This is a genomic window from Pseudoalteromonas luteoviolacea NCIMB 1944 (assembly GCF_001625565.1).
GTDB lineage: Bacteria > Pseudomonadota > Gammaproteobacteria > Enterobacterales > Alteromonadaceae > Pseudoalteromonas > Pseudoalteromonas luteoviolacea_F.
In genome coordinates this window covers 35,987-55,190 of sequence record NZ_AUXS01000042.1, presented here as the reverse complement: position 1 = coordinate 55,190, position 19,204 = coordinate 35,987, and the positions used below count along the sequence as shown (strand labels likewise).

Genomic DNA, 19,204 nt, shown 5'->3' with positions numbered 1-19,204 from the left:
AATCAGTCCCTTTATTAACACCAGAAAGATACGGTATAACATAACCTAAATAACATAACAAACCCCTCACGATTAGCTACATACATACCTCCTCCTTTATTCCTTGATAAAAATACAGTCATGCATACGTATTCAAAACAAAAAACTTACAAAAGTGCTACTTTAATTATTTTCAATGCTGATAAAACTCAACCATTATTTTGCAAGGAACTGCTATGCTCGAAAATACCAATAAGTCACTCGGACTACACACCCGCTTCAAGCCCCGATATATAATAGCGAGTACACTTTTATCTCTCACCTCCCACTTATGCATCGCCACTGACGATGTGATGCTACAAGGGTTTTATTGGGATGTGCCTGTAGATGAAAAAAACAAAAATGGTATTTGGTGGGATCATCTCGCTGAACAGGCACCTGCACTCGCAAAAGCTGGATTTTCCAGCATTTGGATCCCACCTCCATCAAAAGGGAACTGGGGGATCATTGACATGGGATATGGTGTTTACGACCACTATGACTTAGGTCGCTACTTGCAAAAGGGCAGTATTGAAACCCGCTTTGGTAGCCAAGCTGAGCTCACCAATATGATAAGTACACTGCAACAGCACCACATTAACGTATATGCAGATGTAGTGTTAAATCATATTTATAGCAACGAACAAGACAGTGAAATAAATCCTGCAGTGAAAGCCTACGCACTTGGTAAAGCTCATCAGCACCAATATGTGGCCTATCCGAGCAATGAAATCAACTGGCAGCTCAAAGATGTACAAGGACGGGTGTTCATTAAAGTGCAAGGCTATGGCTCAACCATGCCATGGCAACAAAGTATCACAACACGAGGATATGCGCTGTCAATTAAGGATTCTAAAGGACAAATCCCCTCCAATGCAATCCACCGCGAGCAAGAACCCAACGATGGCAACTACTCGGCAATAAGACCCGGAAGTAACGCATTTTCTGGGCTGAATACAACGATGAGAGGCCAGGTAATTGACCAAGCTGATATTGACGAGTACTGGCTAGATGTCCCAAATAAACAGAGCTTATATCTGAGCCTCAGTGCAAAGCAAGGTGATCCAAGCAGCCAAACAAACTGGACTGATACATCGCAAACAAACGGTTTCTTACCCATTGAAGTCTGGCAACAAAGTACGCCAGACAGCCCCGCAGTAAATATCACAGCCAGTCACTTATTCGCCTATACCAATACACGTATAGCCCCTCCTCAGCGCAAAGCTGATGGCAACTACCCAAACAGCGATGATGGCTGGCGGTATCATGACTTCCATCCTGTTGATGGCGATGACTGGCTTGGCGAAATGGGCAATGACGAAGTGATCACCAATACCAAATTTTTTGGCAATGATACCAATACCTTTTCACCCCGAGTACAACAAAAGCTGATCGACTGGGGGAAATGGCTTAAAACAGAGCACAATTTTGATGGCTTTCGCCTTGATTTCGTTCGCGGCTTTCAGCCAGAGTTTGCCGCAAAATGGGTGAATAACCTACCTAAACACAATGGCAAACAGCCATTTGTCGTCGCTGAATACTGGGGTGGTGACAGCAGCATCAAATCTTGGGTGGATACAGTGCACAACGCGGGCGCCGATGTCGATGCGTTTGACTTCCCTTTAAAGTCAGTGCTTACACAGATGACCAATCAAAACCAAAATTTTGATATGCGAACACTCAATCATGCGGGGCTAGTAAGGAATGACCGAGGACACCAATTGCCGGGGACGTCAGTGGTCACCTTTGTCGAGAACCACGATACAGGAAAAGAGTACGATAAGTGGGTGAGCAAAGACCACAAACTTGCTTATGCCTACATCCTCAGTCATGAAGGCAAACCAACGGTGTTTTACTCTCACTATTATGGTGTAAAGCAATACGATTATCATGACCCCAGCAAAACCATCACAGCCCCTGCGAGCTTAAAGCAAGAAATCAACAAACTCATGTTTGCTCGCAATACCTACATGGACGGTGGGTTAGCGGTACTATCAAAAATAGGTTCTCCCTATGGTGATGTTCAACATGTTTATGTTGCGAGACGGTTCGGCAAACTACAAAAACAGGGAGCCATTGTAGTATTAAATAACCATGATACGCAGCGCAAAGGGCTTTGGGTTACTACGCACGCTACTGGGTTTAGTAATTTAGCCGGGCAAACCTTAGTTAATGCCTTTGACCCCGATGATACAGTCACAGTCTATGAAGATGGCAGAGGCTATTTTAGCGCACCAAGTCGTGGTTATACCATTTATGTACCACAAGGTGACTTACAGACTTATCCAAAAGATTAAGCTTTTTTGACCACACTACTTACTGTGTGGTCATCTATTTCCCCATCCCGTGTGCAAGCTGATTTTCTATTGCTTCTAAGCACACTTTTATACTCAGTGGAACTTGTTTGTCGAACGTATGCAAAGCAAACACAGGGTTGAGCGGTAATTTATAGTGAGGAAAAACTTCTGCCAAGTGCGCAGCATACTGAGATAACTTAAACTCAGGGATCAAACCAATCCCTGCGCCTTGGCAAATCAGAGTCATACAAGTATCGAATGAATTAGCGACACAGCTTGGTGTAGCTGAAAACCGCTTTTCATTTCCTTCAGAAGATATGAACACATGTTCAATGTCCGCCCCCTGCCAAACATTGGCGATATATCTCAGTTGCTGCGGTGGGTGAGCTGACAGTAATTGTGGTTCGCCACATAAGACATCTCTGAATTCACCGATTTTTCGTTGTTTGGCATCGCTATTTTGAGATCGCCCAACGCGGATCGCCAAATCAATGTTTTGCGCCTGTAAATCCAATTGTTGGTCATCAGCAAGCAACTCTAACTGCAATTGGGGGTAGTGAATGCATATTTGAGCCAGCGCAGGCGCCACAAGCGTAGTCATCAATACATTTGGCGCTGTGATCTTTAATTTTCCTTTTACTTCTTGATTAAACTGCGCCGCCTCAAGCCATGCAATTTGGGCGGTTTGATTGATTAATTTACACTGCCCATAAAAACTCTCCCCCGCTGCGGTCAAGCTTTGTTTTCGGGTCGTACGCTTGAGCAAAGTCACACCCAATTCCTGCTCAAGTACTTTTAAGTGCTGACTTAATACAGATTTAGATAACCCTAAATCACTTGCTGCGGCAGTGATGGAACCGCATTCGACAATATGGGCAAATAGTGACATATGGCGCAATTTATTCATTGATTGTTCTTCTCAGTTAAACAATTGATTCTATTTACACTGTTTTTCTAATTTAATTAAACCTCTAAGCTTAAACAAGTTTAAATTTAGCGGAAGATCATCATGAATACAGAATCAACACCATTAGCCCAGTGTAAAGCTGGTATTGCTGCTTGGCAGCAAGCGTTTAACCGCCAAGATGCGCAAGCCTGTGCAATGCAATACACTCGAGATGCTATTATGGAAGCAAAACCATTTGGCGTATTTCATGGCCGAGAACAAATTGCCCAATTCTGGCAAGACATCATAGATCAAGGTTTTCACAGTGTTGACTACAGTGATGTCGATTGGCAGCCATCCCCTGAAGGAGGTTTTATCTTGACCTCTAAATGGACTATGAACAAAGCTTATGGCGTTGTTCACAGAGAACACTGGATTGTCGAGCAGGATGGTCTGGCACGTCTGGTGTATGATGAATTTGAAGTGTTAGGTGAAAAGTAGCGGCGCTAATTTGGGCCGAGCTAAACTCGGCCTAAAAAGATTATTTGGACGACAACGGCGGCGTCACATAAGCTTGCGTCCCCCATAATGGCACTGTCGACAAGCTGTGCTTAAAGCTCCCTGAGGTTTCTTTGGTACTGTAGGATAAATACATAATAGTCTGGCTTTTAGCATCATAAATACGACGCACTTTCATCGATTTTAAAAATATACTTTTGGATTTTTTAAAAACCACTTCACCTGATTTTGACTTGTCGATTTTGGCTATCATAGCTTGGGTAATTGCGCCCGTTTGACGGCAAGAAATAGAGCTGTCACTGGGATCAGACAAGCTCAAATCCGCTTCGACGCTGGCAACATGACAGGTTACGCCCGTCACCACAGGATCAACCATAGAATCTAGCTTAATATCTTTGAGTGTAAATAACCCCAGAGAGACATCACCAACCTCACTGTCTGAGCAACCTGAAAGCAACAATATGGCTGCAAAAGCGACGTGTTTTTTCATTTTTTATCCCTTAATTAAATGTCTGTAAGCGTATCAATATGAATTCACCATATCACAGGGTTCCCAATCCCATAATAGTTGTTAGAAAGATTCATGAAACTATTAATTTTTGATAAAAATTGTTGCTATTACAGGAAATAACGATACCATCAATTTTTTCTAAAAATAGTAATAATCTTATTTAAAACAGGGATTAAACCATGAAAAAATGCGCTGCTGCTCTTGCTTCTACACTGATGTTGACGGGTTGTTTTTCAACACCTGAAGCGGATACAGGTTCGGTTCGTTTAGATAGTCCAGAAGTCCATAGCCAACCTATGAAAGTAAAAATGGCAATTGGCTTAGATAAAGGTCAGCCCATTCCCATTAGCGACTCTCCCCTAGGTTCCAATGATACCGGCGTCTATGCCAGCTTGGAAATGTCATTAGGCGGCGGCTTTGCAGCCAAAGTGCAAACGGGTAAAGCGCTCAAAACCACTTTAAAATACCAGTTTTCAGGACAGCACGCGGAATCCGCACAGGCAGGCAATGTCTCTCATGCAATCACATTGGCCTATCTCACCGACGAAGAGTCAGGTACAGACTTCGAGACAGGCGAGTATATCAATGAAGACAGTAAAAGAGACTGGAAGCTAGACCATGACCTCATCGATATCGCCTGGATCACTGGTTACCGCCTTTCACCAGAAGCGTTACTGTACGGCAGTATATTTTATCAAACCGGTGAAATTGATGGCACATACTACCGCTCAACATTTGGTGGCTGCGCTGAGAGACATGCTCCAGAATGTGCCCAGAGTACCTTTTCTGACGATGGTTCTGCCTATGGCCTCAGTGTCAGCTTCGAGTATGCGTTTACCAAAAGCTTTTTGGGATCCCTAGAGCTGGTGCATAGCCGCTCAAATTGGTTTAATAGAAATGAAGATGACACCTTGGTCAATGGTAATTTGATTTACCAATTCTAAGCGGTTGACTCATTGACAGTCTGTGCTTATCAAACTGCAATTCACATCGACGTTGATAAAGCTCAGAGTGTGTCAGCATGTCCTGATGTGTCGCTGAGCCAAGATCAGAGCAAGGTATCATAGATCAAGGTTTTCACAGTGTCGATTATAGAGATATCGAATGGCAACCCTCACCTCAAAGTGGCTATATTTCGACCTCTAAGTGGACTATAAATAAAGCGTACGGCGTGGTGCACAAACGGCATTGGATTGTAGAGCAGGACGGTCTCGCGCGCCTGATATATGATGAATTTGAAGTGTTAGGTGAAAAGTAGCGACATTAATTTGGGCCGAGCTAAACTCGGCCAAAAATGGTTATTTGGACGACAACGACGGCGTCACATAAGCTTGCGTCCCCCACAATAGCACTGTCGACAAGCTGTGTTTAAAGCTTCCTGAGGTTTCTTTAGCACTATAAGATAAGCACATGATTATTTTACTTTTTGCATCATAAATACGATGCACTTTCATCGCTTTTAAAAATATACTTTTGGATTTTTTAAACGCCACTTCGTCTGATTTTGGCTTGTCAATTTAGCTATCATGGCAGGAGCTATCTCACCTGTTTGACGACAAGAAATAGAACTATCACTGGGATCTGATAAGCTCAGGTCCGCCTCGACACTGGCCACATGATAAGTCACTCCCGCCACTACAGGATCAATCATTGAATTCAGTTTTATATCTTTGAGCGTAAATAACCCCAGAGATACATCACCAGTCTCACTGTCTGAGCAAGTAGCAGTATCGAAGCAAACGCAATGTATTTTTTCATTTCTATCCTTTCATTAAATGTCAGTAAGCATATGGCTTCAACAACACCTTCGCATAAGTCCCACAACCCCATAGTAAAGAATGAGAAGTTTCATGAAACAATTAGTTTTTTCTCAATATTGTTGCTATTACAGGAAATATAGATACCATCCCGCCTTACTAATAGTAATCATTACTTAATATAAAATGGGACTAAAAAATATGAAAAAGTGCGCAGCTGCTCTTGCTTCTACACTGGTACTGACAGGCTGTTTCACAACACCACCGGAGTCAGATATAGGTTCAGTACGTTTCGATAACCCAGAAGTTCACGGCCAACCTCTGAATGTAAAGATGGCAATTGGCTTAGATGAGGGACAACCCATTACCATTAGTGATGCCTCACGGGAGTCCGATGATATCGACGGCTACGCCAGTTTAGAGGTGTCATTAGGCGGCGGCTTTGCAGCCAAAGTGCAAACGGGTAAAGCGCTCAAAACCACGTTAATATACCAGTTTTCAGGACAGCACGCTGAATCAGCACAGACAGGCAATGTCTCTCATGCAATCACATTAGCCTACCTCTCTGACGAAGAGACTGGTAAATATTTCAGAGCTGCCGATAAATCCTACAAAGATGATAGAAGCGACTGGAAGCTGGACCATGACCTGATTGATATTGCTTGGGTCTCTGGCTACCGCCTGTCACCAGAGGCATTACTGTACGGTAGTATATTTTATCAAACTGGTGAAATTGATGGCGCATACTACAGCTCAATATTCACTCGCTGCGATGGTAGACACGCTCCAGAATGCGAGGTCGGCACATTTGAAGATGATGGCTCTGCCTATGGCCTCAGTGTCAGCTTTGAGTATGCGTTTACCAATCACTTTTTAGGCTCACTAGAACTGGTGCATAGTCGCTCAAATTGGTTCGATAGAAACGAAGATGACACCTTAGCCAATGTCAATTTGATTTACCAATTCTAAACGGTTGACTCATTCACAGTCTGTGCTTTATCAAACTGCAATTCACATAGACGTTGATAAAGCTCAGAGTGTGCCAGCAACTCCTGATGTGTCCCCGAGTCAACAATTTGCCCTTTGTCCATCACCACAATTAAATCAGCATGGGTCACGGTCGCCAAACGGTGCGCAATGATCAAAGTCGTCCTGTGTTGCATCAACTCATTGAGCGCCGCTTGAACATGAAATTCACTTTGCGCATCAAGTGCGCTGGTTGCTTCATCCAATAATAGTACTTCTGGATCTTTTAAAATCGCTCGTGCAATAGCAATACGCTGCTTTTGACCACCAGATAGCCTCACTCCTTGTTCTCCCAAAAAGCTATCATACCCCTCAGGCAGTTGCTCAATAAAGTCATGGGCATGGGCGCGTTTTGCTGCCTCAATTATCTGTTCATCCGTTGCATTGGGGTTACCATAGCGAATGTTATGCCAGACATTTGAACTAAATAACACAGGGTGTTGCGGCACCATCCCCATACAGTGGCGTAGATCTGTCAGCGCCAACTGCGTCAATGCTTCATTGTTAAACATTATGTCGCCTTTTTGCGGATCATAAAAACGCTGTAACAACTCAAATAACGTGGTTTTCCCGGCGCCTGAAGGACCAACCAATGCAACGATTTTACCTTTTGGAATTGACAAGTTAATACCCTTTAGCGCAGCAGTATCAGGCCTTGATGGGTAATAAAAATCAACGTTTTTGAAAGCAATGCTGATTTCATTGCCATGCTGCATCGGTTTGGGCTGGGCGATATTTTTAATTGCACTGTCAATTTGTAACAACTCTAGCAATCGAGTTGCAGCTCCCGCCGCACGCTGCAACTCACCATATACCTCAGCGATGGTTGCCACGGACATCGCCACCATAATGGCATAAAATATAAATGCGCCTAACTCACCGCCAGTCATGCGTCCTTCCAGTACGTCCATACCGCCGACCCACAACATAATGCTAATCGCGCCAAAGGTAAGAAAAATCACTGCCGCAATCAAAAATGAACGCTGTTTGATACTTTGTCTGGCTACATTAAAGGCTTTTTCAACTTCACCACCAAATGCCTGCTTTTCTTTTTCTTCGTGAGTATAGCTTTGGACTACTTTAATATGCTGAATAATTTCACCGGCATACGTGCTAATATCCGCAATGGCACTTTGGTTATTTTCAGAGAGTTTTCGCACTCGCTTACCAAATATCATGATCGGCACCAAAGTGAGGGGGACACAGGTGATCACCAATAAGGTCAGCTTTAAATTGGTGATCAATAACATTACCAACCCACCAATCAGCACCAGAGAGCTGCGCAGTGCCATAGAAAAAGAAGAACCAACAATAGACTGTAATAAAGTCGTATCTGTTGTCAGCCTAGACATCATCTCCCCACTGCGGTTTTCCTCAAAGTAACTGGGGTGAAGGTGAACAATTTGATTGAATACTGCTTTACGAATATCACCACTCACCCGTTCGCCCAACCAACTCATCAAGTAAAAACGACAAAAAGTGCCTACTGCGACCAGAGATATCAGCACCACCAAACCTGTGATCGCCTGCGTTAACTGCGCTTTGGAGCCTGCAATAAATCCACTATCAATAACAAACTTCACGCCTTGCCCGATAGAAAGGTTGAGCCCTGCGGTAATTAACAGCACCAATAGCGCCAGCATCGCAACCCATTTATAGGGTTTAACAAAGGAAACAATCGGCAATAAGCTCGCTATTGCCTTTTGTGGTTTTTGATTGATTGAATTACTCAAATTAGTTCCTATATGACTGTTTCACACAGCCGATGACAAAATAAAATGCGCTGCCCATTGAGTAAGTGTGCCATATTCAAGCAACCAATAAAAAGTAGGCCATCTAGGTTTTAAGCAACTAGAGTGCTACAAAAAGTAACAAGACAAATGCGCTTATTAGTGCAAGCCGAAAAATAAAGCTTAAAATATCTCCAATTTGCATATAGAATAAGTTATAACTAAAAAGAATATAAACTCATTGGTGGAACTCGCACCATACAAGAGGAGCGATAGAAAATGAAAAGCTGGGTAAAACAAAGCATTGCAAAAATAGAAGCGGACCAAAACCGTTCGGCTGATACACATTTGTTTAAATTTCAGCTCCCTCAATTTAATGACATTTATCTCTACCTCAAAGATGAAAGCACCCACCCCACAGGCAGTCTTAAACACCGTTTAGCACGTTCATTATTTTTATATGCTTTATGTAATGGCAAAATCAAAGAAAATACCCCAGTGATTGAAGCGTCTTCCGGCAGCACCGCGGTCTCCGAAGCCTATTTTGCGCAAATGATAGGTGTTCCCTTTGTCGCTGTGATGCCAGCGTCCACGGCACAAAGTAAAATAGATCAAATTCAATTTTATGGTGGTCAGTGTCATTTTGTCGATTGCGCGACAAATATGCACGACACAGCCGTTGAGCTCGCTCAACAGCTCGATGGCTATTTTATGGACCAATTCATGTATGCAGAACGTGCCACAGACTGGCGAGGCAACAACAACATTGCCGAAAGCATCTTTAATCAAATGAAATTCGAGCCCTACCCTGTACCTAACTTAGTTGTGATGGGAGCTGGGACTGGCGGTACTTCCGCAACCCTTGGTCGCTATATTCTTTATAAAGGGTATGAAACTGAATTGATGGTAGTCGACCCTGAGTTTTCTGCTTTTTACGAAGGGTACACGCAAAATAACGACGCTATTTGCACAGGCCGCTCTAGCCGCATCGAAGGTATTGGCCGCCCAAAAGTAGAAAAATCTTTTCAACCTGACGTCATTGATCACATGATGCAAGTTCCTGATGCCGCCAGTATTGCAGCCATGCTATGGCTTGAAGAATTTACCGGTCGCAAGGCAGGGCCATCCACAGGCACTAACTTATGGGGCGCCCTCAGCGCGGCTGAAAAGATGAACAACCAAGGTAAAGGCGGAGCCATCGTCACCTTGATTTGTGACAGCGGTGAGCGCTACTTAGATACCTACTACAATCCTGAGTGGGTCAAAAATAACATTGGTGATATTACTCCCTATCAGGCGCAGCTTAAAACTTGGTTTAATAAATGATAAATCATTAAAAGTGGCTAATTTGGCCACTTTTTCATTGTTTGGCGGTCTTTTACTCCCAAACCCCCTTTGCTGTTTTACCTTGAACTGTTACGTCAGCGTGTCGAAACTCCAGAGAGTTCCCAGCTTGCTTTTTATTTCGATAGTCCTGCGTTAAATTTTTTATCGTTGGCGTCAGCAAAACAATGGCATACACATTTACTAGCGTCATCAGCCCTAGAGACATATCAGCCAAGTTCCAAACCTGCTGTAAACTTGCATTTGCTCCCCACACCACCATCGCCAAATAAATACCTGTATAGCTGAGCCTACCAAGCCGATTGTCTAGCTTAAAGAAGTGCAGATTACTCTCAGCATAAGCATAGTTTGCTACCACAGAAGTAAAGGCAAAAAGCGTAATTGCCAACGCGATAAAGTCATCGCCAAACTCACCAAAATGAATGGTCATTGCCTGTTGGGTCACACCGATCCCCGCCATTTCACCACTGGCACCAATGCCAGCCAGTAGCACTATAACGGCCGTACAGCTGCACAATACAATAGTATCAACAAAAACCCCCAACATTTGAATATACCCCTGAACAACCGGATGATTAGGATTAGGCGCTGCGCCGGCTGCTGCATGGGGCACACTACCCGCACCGGCCTCATTGGAGTACATACCGCGCTGAATACCACTTTTGATCGCCGCGCCCAATGCCCCAGCTGATGCTTCAGTTAAACCGAATGCTGAAAGTACGATATCTGCAATTAATCCTGGCAATTGGGTTATGTTCACAGCACTGATGATGATCGCAGTCAGCACAAAGGTAGCCCCCATCCAAGGCACAACCACCTCAGCAAAACGGGCGATACGTTTAAGCCCACCGAGCACAATCGCGCCTGCAACCAATGCGATTATCAAACCACTGAGGTAAGTCGGAATCGCAAAGGTGTTATTGAGTGCTTCAGCCATAGTATTGGCTTGCATAGCGCTAAAACTCGCACCGTAGCCTAGAAATAAACAGATTGAGAATAATACGGCCAGCCACTTCTTGTTTAGCCCTGCACGAATGTAGTATGCAGGCCCGCCTCGAAACTCCTTTTGACTGTCTTTCACTTTGTATAGCTGGCCCAACACACTTTCAGCAAATCCTGTCGCCATGCCAAGCAGCGCTATTACCCACATCCAGAAAACCGCGCCACTTCCCCCCAAAGAAATGGCCATCGCCACACCGGCTAAATTACCAGTACCCACTCTTGCACTTAGCCCAGTACATAAAGCTTGAAAAGAGCTAATCCCGTTTGGATCCGAACTCGCGCTGTGCCTCACCAAGCCAAACATATGTTTGAAGTCAACCAGCTGGATAGCGCGCAGTTGATAAGTAAACCAGCCACCAGCAAATAACAGAACATAAATAAGAAGTTGGCCTTCTCCCCACAATACTTGATTGATAAATGCGACACCCTGCTCAACCATAAATTTACCCTGCATATGCGTTGCGGCTCAAAAGTCACTTTAGGACAAGGCTTTAAGCTGCACAATATTGACTATGTGTTACTGCTTGTTAACATAACAACAGAATGAAAAACATACAAATGTGTGTACAGTTGCGCAGCAACATATTCGTTCCACAATTTAGCGGTTCAATACCAAAACTATCAATCATTCTGAGAGCACCATGTTAAACCGAGCGATACAACTCTTTCCGCTGTGGGCACTGCTTCTTAGCACTGTCGCATACCTCACGCCAGAGCACTTTACACCGTTTAAATCTGCCATTATCCCGTTGTTAACTGTGATCATGCTCAGTATGGGGCTGACCTTAACTTGGTCTGATTTTAATAAAGTTATGCAAGCCCCCAAAGCTATCTTGCTGGGTGTGCTACTACAATATTTGGTTATGCCTGTGGTGGCGCTGATCATCGTATTTATGCTTAAATTAGATGACTCATTCAGCCTTGGCATGATCCTCGTTGGTTGCGTCGCAGGTGGTACGGCAAGTAATGTGATGTGTTTTTTAGCCAAAGGCGATGTGGCTTTATCCATTACCATGACGGCAATCAGTACTTTGCTAGGAGTGCTGATCACGCCATTTTTAATTTCGCTGTACGCCCAACAGTTGGTCGATATTCCGACTCAAGCGATGATCCTCAACCTATTAAAAATCGTTCTCGCACCAGTTGTTCTGGGGTTATTGATCAACACTTTTTTGCAAAACCAAGTTGCCAAAGTACATCGTATTCTGCCCTTGGTATCTATGTTCGCTATTGTCTCAATCATTGCCATTATTGTGGCCCTCAATAAATCACATATCACCGCGGTCGGCCCTATTATTCTTATCGCAGTTATCATGCACAATGGGATCGGACTGTTAAGCGGATACTGGGTTGCAAGGTGGTGTGGATTTGGTGAAGAGATCTGCAGAACCATCGCCTTTGAAGTAGGCTTGCAAAACTCTGGCTTAGCAGTTGCGCTAGCCATGAAGTTTTTCTCACCAACTGCTGCCATTGCAGGCACGCTGTTTTCAATTTGGCACAACATCAGCGGCTCAATGCTCGCGAGTTATTGGAGTAAGCGCCCAGTCATAGCGCAAGAGGAAGACCAAGCTACTTCCACTGAGTGTGCCCGACTCCCTGATTAGGGCTCAGTCACTTCTAATTTTAGAGCCACATGTGTTGAGACCGAAAACCCGAGTGTATGGCGGTCTTTTTTTAACTCACAGTACAAGCGATAGTGATGTCTAGAACTAAATTTGAAAATACCTTCTACGCTGCCGGTATGCTGTTTATTGGCACAAGTTGCTTGAATACGGTATACCCCAGAAGAGAGTGTCAGGTGATTATACTTGGCACTCACATAGGGTAATCGTCCACTGAGCTCCTGCCCTTGCTCATTCCAGATATACTCTATTTCTACCAGATAATCACTGGCGTATTTACGCGGCCCTTGGTCAACCTGAATACGCGCCAATTGAAGTTGGCCCAACCCGTCGGGGTTGTAAGTAAATGGGGCTGATTGACAACCTATCAACCCATAAGCAAGCAAGAAAGTTACTAAACACTTCCATTTCATATCAATTGCTCCATGTTTATTGTTCAGTGTTTCTCGCCTAAAAGCCCTATTTTATGACTCGCCACAACCTCTTCGGTTATGCTGCCATAAAATAAGGCTCTTGGCCTTGATGTTTTGCTTTTCTGCGAAAGCTACCTTTACCCTTTTTCGCTTTTTCAACCTTACATTTAAACACTGGGCTTGTAACCAATGCTTTGAGCGCATTATCTTTAATTTCACCACGGCGATGTTCGCAGGTGTGTTGTGTTTTTTTACTCATAGTTTGACCTTTTGTGTCTGCATGAATTAAATGAGCACTTATTATTCATTGTCATACTCGCCTCTGCAAGTAAAAACCCAAACCAAAAAGTATCGCAGTGCAATCATCGAGCCTGTAACCATAAAATACTCGATTTCATACGCATTTATTATTTTTATGCCTAAACTGCATAAAGAGCAAACGCGACGCAAATTTGTATGAAATCAATCTCTGTTAGCGGCAACATTTCCATTAGTTATCAAGACGTGGGAAATAAAAACAATCCAGCTATTATCTTGATCATGGGGCTTGGTGCACAAATGACTTTGTGGCCCGATGCGCTTTTTTATGGCTTGGTTGATCAGGGCTTTAGAGTTGTACGCTTTGACAATCGAGATGCTGGATTATCCACTCATCTAGAACAATTCGGGAAACCCAGCCTCTTTAAATCTTGGTTAAGCGCCCGTTTGCCACTTCGCAGCCAAGCCCCCTATACACTGGAAGAAATGGCAGAAGACACGCTGGCATTAATGAAAGCACTCAAAATTAAAAAAGCACACTTGGTCGGCGCTTCCATGGGTGGCATGATCGCGCAGCTTATCGCTGCAAAACAGAAAAAGAAGGTTTTGAGCTTAACCTCCATCATGTCTTCTTCATCCTCACTTAAATTGACTCACGCTAACTTAAAAGTATTTTTACAGCTCGCAAAACTACGCCCCGATAAACCCAATCGTGATGCCGCGATCCGCTACAACATTCGGCTTAATCAATTAATTGGTAGCCCAGCTTACCCTCAGGACGAGCAAACTTTAAAAGCGCAAGCGGTTGAAACCGTAGAGCGCGCCTATAACCCACACGCTTTCCAAAGGCAATTCGCTGCAATGGCCGCCAGCGGCAGCCGTCAAAATTTAATGGCCAAAGTAAAAGCACCCACTTTGGTGATCCACGGAGAGTCAGATCCCATTATTTCGAGCCAAGAGGGTATCAAAACAGCTCAGCAGATCCGTAAATCCAAACTCAAAATTGTCCCTGGTATGGGTCATAACTTGCCACCCGAACTTACCCCTAAAATGATCAAGTGGATTGCAAAGCATGTTCGTAAAAGTGAACTCAAACGAGCTAAAAAACTTGCCCAGAAAGGACAGAAACGAGATTGGGGGTCCGCCCCTATCTAATAAGGGCATTAAAAAAGCCCATTCAGAAATGAATGAGCCTCACTGCTTGGGAGCGAGTACTTTAGCGAAGGAAATATTGACTGTACCTGAATAATATAAATTTAGACCGCACCCTTATTGCCACTTTCTCCCCTCATGTTTTGGTTCATAGCTTTACTTGAACAGTGTGATAGTCTCTTAGTATTTCGTGTATCATGCTGATATCTCTACAGTCAAAGTAACTAAAGTACACAGGTGTAATATGCTCAAAGTCACTCTCGAACAATGGCGTATGTTTAAAGCCGTCGTTGAACATGGAGGCTTTAACCAGGCGTCTGCTCAGATCCACAAAAGCCAATCTAGTATCCACAATGCGGTCAATAAAATTGAAACCGCGCTTGGCGTCAAACTATTTCGTGTTGAGGGCCGAAAAACACTACTGACTGCTGCTGGTGAACTTATGTTACGCCGTGTTGAATACTTACTTGATGAAGCCGCTAAGGTAGAAACCATAGGTGCCAACCTTGCAGAAGGTATTGAAACCAAATTGCGTATCGCCATTGATGAGATCTTCCCAGCCCATTTGCTTTACCGGGTGCTCGACAAAGTCTCCCAAGAGTTTCCTTTTTTACGAATTGAACTGGTTGAGTCCGTCCTCAATGGCGCCAATGAGCAGCTGCAAAATGCCAACGTCGACATCGCCGTTTCCGCATTCACCCTTGAAGGCTTATTTAGTGAAGAACTCTGCCAAATAGAGTTTCTCGCCGTTGCGAGCCCACAACATGCCCTTCATCAAAGTGACAGGGCACTGACGTTAGAAGATTTAAAATCACACCGACAAATCGTAGTACGAGATTCCGCCGTATCAAAAAGTCATGATTCAGGATGGCTACAGGCAAGTCAACGCTGGACAGTCAGCCATATGCGTACCTCCATTGATATGATTAGAAATGGGTTTGGTTTTGCTTGGCTGCCAGTGCCCTTAATCGAAAAAGAGCTTGAAAGTGGTGAGCTTGTTGCGCTCAATTTACAATCAGGGCGAACGCGTCAAGCCCAACTACACCTGACTTTTGTCGACGGAGATAGCCTAGGGCCTGCAGCAAGGACTTTTTTAGGTGAGCTCAGATACCAAAGTATGATTATGCCAACGACACAAAGCGCTGAGGTCGATAAACAGTAAATCGCCACGCAGCTTTGGCGTCTATACTTGTATGGTGCAGCAATTTTATTAGGGACAACCATGAATGAAAAACAGCTAGCAACGCAATTTTATAGCGCACACCAATGGTCTGTGCTCAATGATCCCATAGATACTTGCACACAACGTGCTCTTGAGCTGGACTCGGCGCTTCTTAAGCAGGTCGCCAACGGTGAAAAACCTGCAACAATACGTTTATGGGAATGCCCTCAATCATTGATTGTTAGCCGTAAAGAAGCCAAATTAGTGGATTTTAACAGCGCCTGTGACACCTTAGCTCAACTGGGTTGGCCTGTTTCGGTCAGAGAAAGTGGCGGCACAGCGGTCCCTCACGGTCCTGGTATCTTAAATTTTTCGCTCATCTTTGCACAGACCAAAACCCAACCTTTGGATTTAGACGCTATCTATATCGCCTTGTGTGAGCCTATTCGCAATGCACTGCGCAACCTTGGCTTGCAGAGTGAATATGGAGAAACTCCTGGGGCATATTGCGACGGTCGATTTAATCTCAATATTGATGCACTCAAAGTGGCAGGAACCGCTCAGCGAGTAGCACTCTCTCCCACCAATGAATTTGGGCTTTACCGCGCCGTATTAGCGCAAGCCATGATCATGATTGAAGCCGATCCGCATGATACGACAGGCATCGTCAATCAGTTTTACCAGCTAGCAGGTGGTGACAACTGCTACGATCCCCATGCGTCAACTAGTGTCGATAGACATTTAGCAGGCCACTACCCAAGAGGCAAATTGACTCAAGTCATCAGACAAGAAATCTTACTAGCCTTGCGTGACTTTAATGCAGATATTGCATCTCAATTAGAACTTTAAAATACCAAGGACCCTTTGGTTTTCACATTGGCTTCACATCGTCACCTGCAAAGTAATGCAAAAAAGGAAGCCGCCTCATGTTTAGTCACATCCGTAACGTTGTTATTTCTTCATTTATTCTGCTTGCGACGCCCGCATTGGCTGCATCGATTGCTCACCAAAACTTGGTCAACCAAGCTGTTGAGCGATTTACACAAGCCAATAAGCAACATTGGTCGTATCAAGTTCACAGTATAGAAATTGAGGAAGGAGAAAAAACTGAAGTACTTGCACAGCACATACCTCACGCCAACGCTGATAAACGCTGGCACCTACTACAACTCAATGGTAAGAAGCCATCCTCGAAACAAGCTGAAAAATTCGCTAAAAAGCGACAAAACGAAGGGTTTTCTGTGAGTATCAAAGAGTTGATAAAAACAGACGCATTAACACTTCACCATGAAACGCCTGAATACATCACCTTCACTTACCCCGTCGAATTATCTGATCTGGGCGAAGATGCCCTCGGTAAGTTAGTTGGTAGCATTCAGATAGATAAACGTCATTTGAATATTGACCATATATCCATCCACAATACCGATGAATTCAGCCCCGTCGCCTTGGCAGAGATTGATCACTTTAAGCTGCATATGCAGTTTATGACCATAGATAATACGGTACTTCCCAAATATAACACGATGGAAATGACCGGTACCTTCTCCTTCTTTATCGAGATAGAAGAAACATCCAAGACCACATTTAGCAATTATCAAAAACACCTTGTAGTCACTGATGATAATACAATATAAGCTTATAAATCATGTTATTAGATATCTATTAAAACTCTATTGAGCAATTAATAGATATTCATTAAGACAGAGAGGGACGTGATATTCAACACTCATATCACGCCGCCACATAGACTGCCTCAAGCGCTCAAATACCTTGCCTATTGGCAATGATAGGCCGTGTACGATATGGTTTGTGTGGTGCGATTTAACATTTTGCATGAGGAATCACAATGAAATTACATCGCCGTCACTTTATCAAAAACATTACACTCGGCTCTCTTGTGGGCTTAATTGGCACACACGTACACGCACGTACCCTTACCCCCAGCGAAATGGAAGGACCCTATTACCCGATCACACCGCAAAAAGATCAAGATGCAGATCTCACTCAAGTTGTTGGTAAAAAAGGTAAAGCAAAAGGTATCGTGATAGAAATATACGGACAGGTATTCGACAATCAGGGGAACCCCTTAGAAGATGCAACCATAGATCTATGGCAAGCTAACAGCTTTGGCAAATACCATCATCCACACGATAATAGCGATGCCCCCATTGACGAGCACTTTCAGGCATGGGCGATAATACAAACAAAAGCTGGGGGGCATTTTCGCTTTAAAACCGTCTTTCCCGGCGCCTACCCGCTGAATGCTTCACAACAACGTACACCGCACATTCACTTAAAAATTTCAAAAAGAGGTTATCATTCGCTACTGACTCAAATGTACTTTCCCGATCATCCTCTCAATGATAAAGACGGTTTATTTAGAAGTAAAACACGCCAAGAGCAGGCCTTGATGACCGCCAAAGCAACATCAAAAGCCAATCAATATCGATATGACATTGTCCTTGCAAAAGTATAGCGCCTACTTGCAAGACGAATTGTCCATTCAGTATTAATTTTCCTTAACAGGCCTCGCTGAATGGGCGACTACATTGAGGTGGCTTCACAACAACGTAGCCATGTATTTTCACCTCTTGATATCCACTCAACGCATTTTATGGCTATCAATAAAAGTGTCATATCACCATGATAGCGTGAGCATAATCGTAAACAACAACCCAGTTTTACGCACTCAATTACAGTAGTTTGAAGTATGCAAAGCGTCATAGATATTCAATGGTGGCAGCTGGCGGTATTTAGCCTAACGCTTATCGTTCCTTATTACATCAATATGCATTACCAGCTAGGCTTGTTGAAAGAAACCGTCATAAGCCTAGTTAGAATGACCTTACAGCTGATTTTGATCGGCATTTATCTAGAGTTATTGTTTGATCTCAATAGTATTTGGGTCAACTTAGCCTGGATGTTTGCAATGGTTCTCGTTGGCAGCAGTGCGATCATCAACAAACTTCATTTTCCAAGACGCATTGTATTGATACCCGTTGCGCTCAGCTTAGTTGCGGGACTGTTGCCTTTAATGACGATCCTCTCTTTGGGTATTATTCAACCAGAACCTTTTTATCACGCGCGCTATGTTATCCCTTTAGCTGGCATGTTGCTTGGCAATAGCATTTCTGGGAATATTATTTGCTTACAAAGCTACTATAGCGCACTGCAAGAACGCTGGCCTGAATATCAAGGGGCACTGGCGCTAGGCGCTTCTCCAAGTGCTGCAACTCGACCGTTTGTACAAGAGGCATTGCAAAAAGCCATGTCCCCTATACTCGCTACAATGGCAACAACGGGACTGGTCACCATACCAGGTATGATGACAGGGCAAATACTAGGCGGCGCATCCCCCATGGTGGCAATTAAATATCAGCTGATGATCATGCTCGCTATTTTTGTCATGATGAGTATTACCATCACTGTCAGTTTATGGATGGTGGCAAAGCGCAGTATTTCCGTGGAAGGAAAACCTCAAGTCAGCCTCTGTTAAAAAAGAAA

18 protein-coding genes and 1 pseudogene are annotated in these 19,204 nt (G+C 43.9%); 12 read left to right on the top strand and 7 right to left on the bottom strand.

What is annotated here, in order from left to right:
- The first annotated feature begins 215 nt into the window (after window positions 1-215).
- A complete protein-coding gene (locus tag N483_RS15660; protein WP_023399694.1) occupies window positions 216-2,315 on the top strand; it encodes an alpha-amylase family glycosyl hydrolase in 2,100 nt (699 codons plus the stop codon).
- A gap of 34 nt (window positions 2,316-2,349) precedes the next feature.
- Here the strand turns inward: N483_RS15660 and N483_RS15655 are convergent, their stop codons facing one another.
- Window positions 2,350-3,222: a LysR family transcriptional regulator gene (locus tag N483_RS15655; RefSeq protein WP_023399693.1), complete on the bottom strand. Its 873-nt coding sequence runs from the start codon at window positions 3,220-3,222 to the stop codon at window positions 2,350-2,352.
- 102 nt (window positions 3,223-3,324) lie between these two features.
- On the opposite strand from N483_RS15655, the gene N483_RS15650 reads away from it, so the two are divergent.
- A complete protein-coding gene (locus tag N483_RS15650; protein ID WP_023399692.1) occupies window positions 3,325-3,702 on the top strand; it encodes a YybH family protein in 378 nt (125 codons plus the stop codon).
- A gap of 40 nt (window positions 3,703-3,742) precedes the next feature.
- Here N483_RS15650 and N483_RS15645 read toward each other — a convergent pair whose 3' ends face one another.
- Window positions 3,743-4,210, bottom strand: a complete 468-nt coding sequence (locus N483_RS15645) for a CreA family protein (protein ID WP_023399691.1) — start codon at window positions 4,208-4,210, stop codon at window positions 3,743-3,745.
- 200 nt (window positions 4,211-4,410) lie between these two features.
- Here N483_RS15645 and N483_RS15640 point away from each other — a divergent pair, with 200 nt between their 5' ends.
- Window positions 4,411-5,175: a hypothetical protein gene (locus N483_RS15640; RefSeq protein WP_023399690.1), complete on the top strand. Its 765-nt coding sequence runs from the start codon at window positions 4,411-4,413 to the stop codon at window positions 5,173-5,175.
- 354 nt (window positions 5,176-5,529) lie between these two features.
- Here the strand turns inward: N483_RS15640 and N483_RS15635 are convergent.
- Window positions 5,530-5,981: pseudogene (locus N483_RS15635) on the bottom strand (CreA family protein).
- 208 nt (window positions 5,982-6,189) lie between these two features.
- Between N483_RS15635 and N483_RS15630 the strand changes: the two are divergent.
- Window positions 6,190-6,957: a hypothetical protein gene (locus N483_RS15630; protein ID WP_023399689.1), complete on the top strand. Its 768-nt coding sequence runs from the start codon at window positions 6,190-6,192 to the stop codon at window positions 6,955-6,957.
- On the opposite strand, the gene N483_RS15625 is transcribed toward N483_RS15630, so the two are convergent.
- Window positions 6,954-8,747: an ABC transporter transmembrane domain-containing protein gene (locus N483_RS15625; protein ID WP_023399688.1), complete on the bottom strand. Its 1,794-nt coding sequence runs from the start codon at window positions 8,745-8,747 to the stop codon at window positions 6,954-6,956. The two genes, N483_RS15630 and N483_RS15625, sit on opposite strands and share 4 nt — an antisense overlap.
- Window positions 8,748-9,023: 276 nt before the next feature.
- On the opposite strand from N483_RS15625, the gene N483_RS15620 reads away from it, so the two are divergent.
- A complete protein-coding gene (locus N483_RS15620; RefSeq protein ID WP_023399687.1) occupies window positions 9,024-10,070 on the top strand; it encodes a PLP-dependent cysteine synthase family protein in 1,047 nt (348 codons plus the stop codon).
- A gap of 52 nt (window positions 10,071-10,122) precedes the next feature.
- On the opposite strand, the gene N483_RS15615 is transcribed toward N483_RS15620, so the two are convergent.
- On the bottom strand, window positions 10,123-11,529 hold the full coding sequence (locus N483_RS15615; RefSeq protein ID WP_023399686.1) for an alanine/glycine:cation symporter family protein: 1,407 nt from the start codon (window positions 11,527-11,529) through the stop codon (window positions 10,123-10,125).
- A 202-nt stretch (window positions 11,530-11,731) separates the two neighbouring features.
- Here N483_RS15615 and N483_RS15610 point away from each other — a divergent pair, with 202 nt between their 5' ends.
- Entirely contained in the window at window positions 11,732-12,694 is a 963-nt protein-coding gene (locus N483_RS15610; protein ID WP_023399685.1) for a bile acid:sodium symporter family protein, read from the top strand.
- On the opposite strand, the gene N483_RS15605 is transcribed toward N483_RS15610, so the two are convergent.
- Window positions 12,691-13,125 (bottom strand): hypothetical protein, encoded by a 435-nt coding sequence (locus tag N483_RS15605; protein WP_023399684.1) that lies wholly within the window; start codon window positions 13,123-13,125, stop codon window positions 12,691-12,693. The genes N483_RS15610 and N483_RS15605 overlap by 4 nt on opposite strands.
- A gap of 76 nt (window positions 13,126-13,201) precedes the next feature.
- Window positions 13,202-13,384: an alternative ribosome-rescue factor A gene (locus N483_RS15600; RefSeq protein WP_023399683.1), complete on the bottom strand. Its 183-nt coding sequence runs from the start codon at window positions 13,382-13,384 to the stop codon at window positions 13,202-13,204.
- Window positions 13,385-13,581: 197 nt separating this feature from the next.
- On the opposite strand from N483_RS15600, the gene N483_RS15595 reads away from it, so the two are divergent.
- The 6 genes from N483_RS15595 (at window position 13,582) to N483_RS15570 (ending at window position 19,196) form a co-directional block, all read left to right on the top strand.
- Entirely contained in the window at window positions 13,582-14,538 is a 957-nt protein-coding gene (locus N483_RS15595) for an alpha/beta fold hydrolase (RefSeq protein ID WP_023399682.1), read from the top strand.
- Window positions 14,539-14,779: 241 nt separating this feature from the next.
- Complete coding sequence (locus N483_RS15590) at window positions 14,780-15,697, top strand: LysR family transcriptional regulator (protein WP_023399681.1); 918 nt, start codon at window positions 14,780-14,782, stop codon at window positions 15,695-15,697.
- 60 nt (window positions 15,698-15,757) lie between these two features.
- A complete protein-coding gene (locus tag N483_RS15585; protein WP_023399680.1) occupies window positions 15,758-16,546 on the top strand; it encodes a lipoate--protein ligase family protein in 789 nt (262 codons plus the stop codon).
- Window positions 16,547-16,623: 77 nt separating this feature from the next.
- Entirely contained in the window at window positions 16,624-17,334 is a 711-nt protein-coding gene (locus tag N483_RS15580; protein ID WP_023399679.1) for a hypothetical protein, read from the top strand.
- A gap of 212 nt (window positions 17,335-17,546) precedes the next feature.
- A complete protein-coding gene (locus tag N483_RS15575; protein WP_023399678.1) occupies window positions 17,547-18,176 on the top strand; it encodes a protocatechuate 3,4-dioxygenase in 630 nt (209 codons plus the stop codon).
- A 234-nt stretch (window positions 18,177-18,410) separates the two neighbouring features.
- On the top strand, window positions 18,411-19,196 hold the full coding sequence (locus tag N483_RS15570; protein WP_023399676.1) for an ABC transporter permease: 786 nt from the start codon (window positions 18,411-18,413) through the stop codon (window positions 19,194-19,196).
- The last annotated feature ends 8 nt before the right edge of the window (window positions 19,197-19,204 follow it).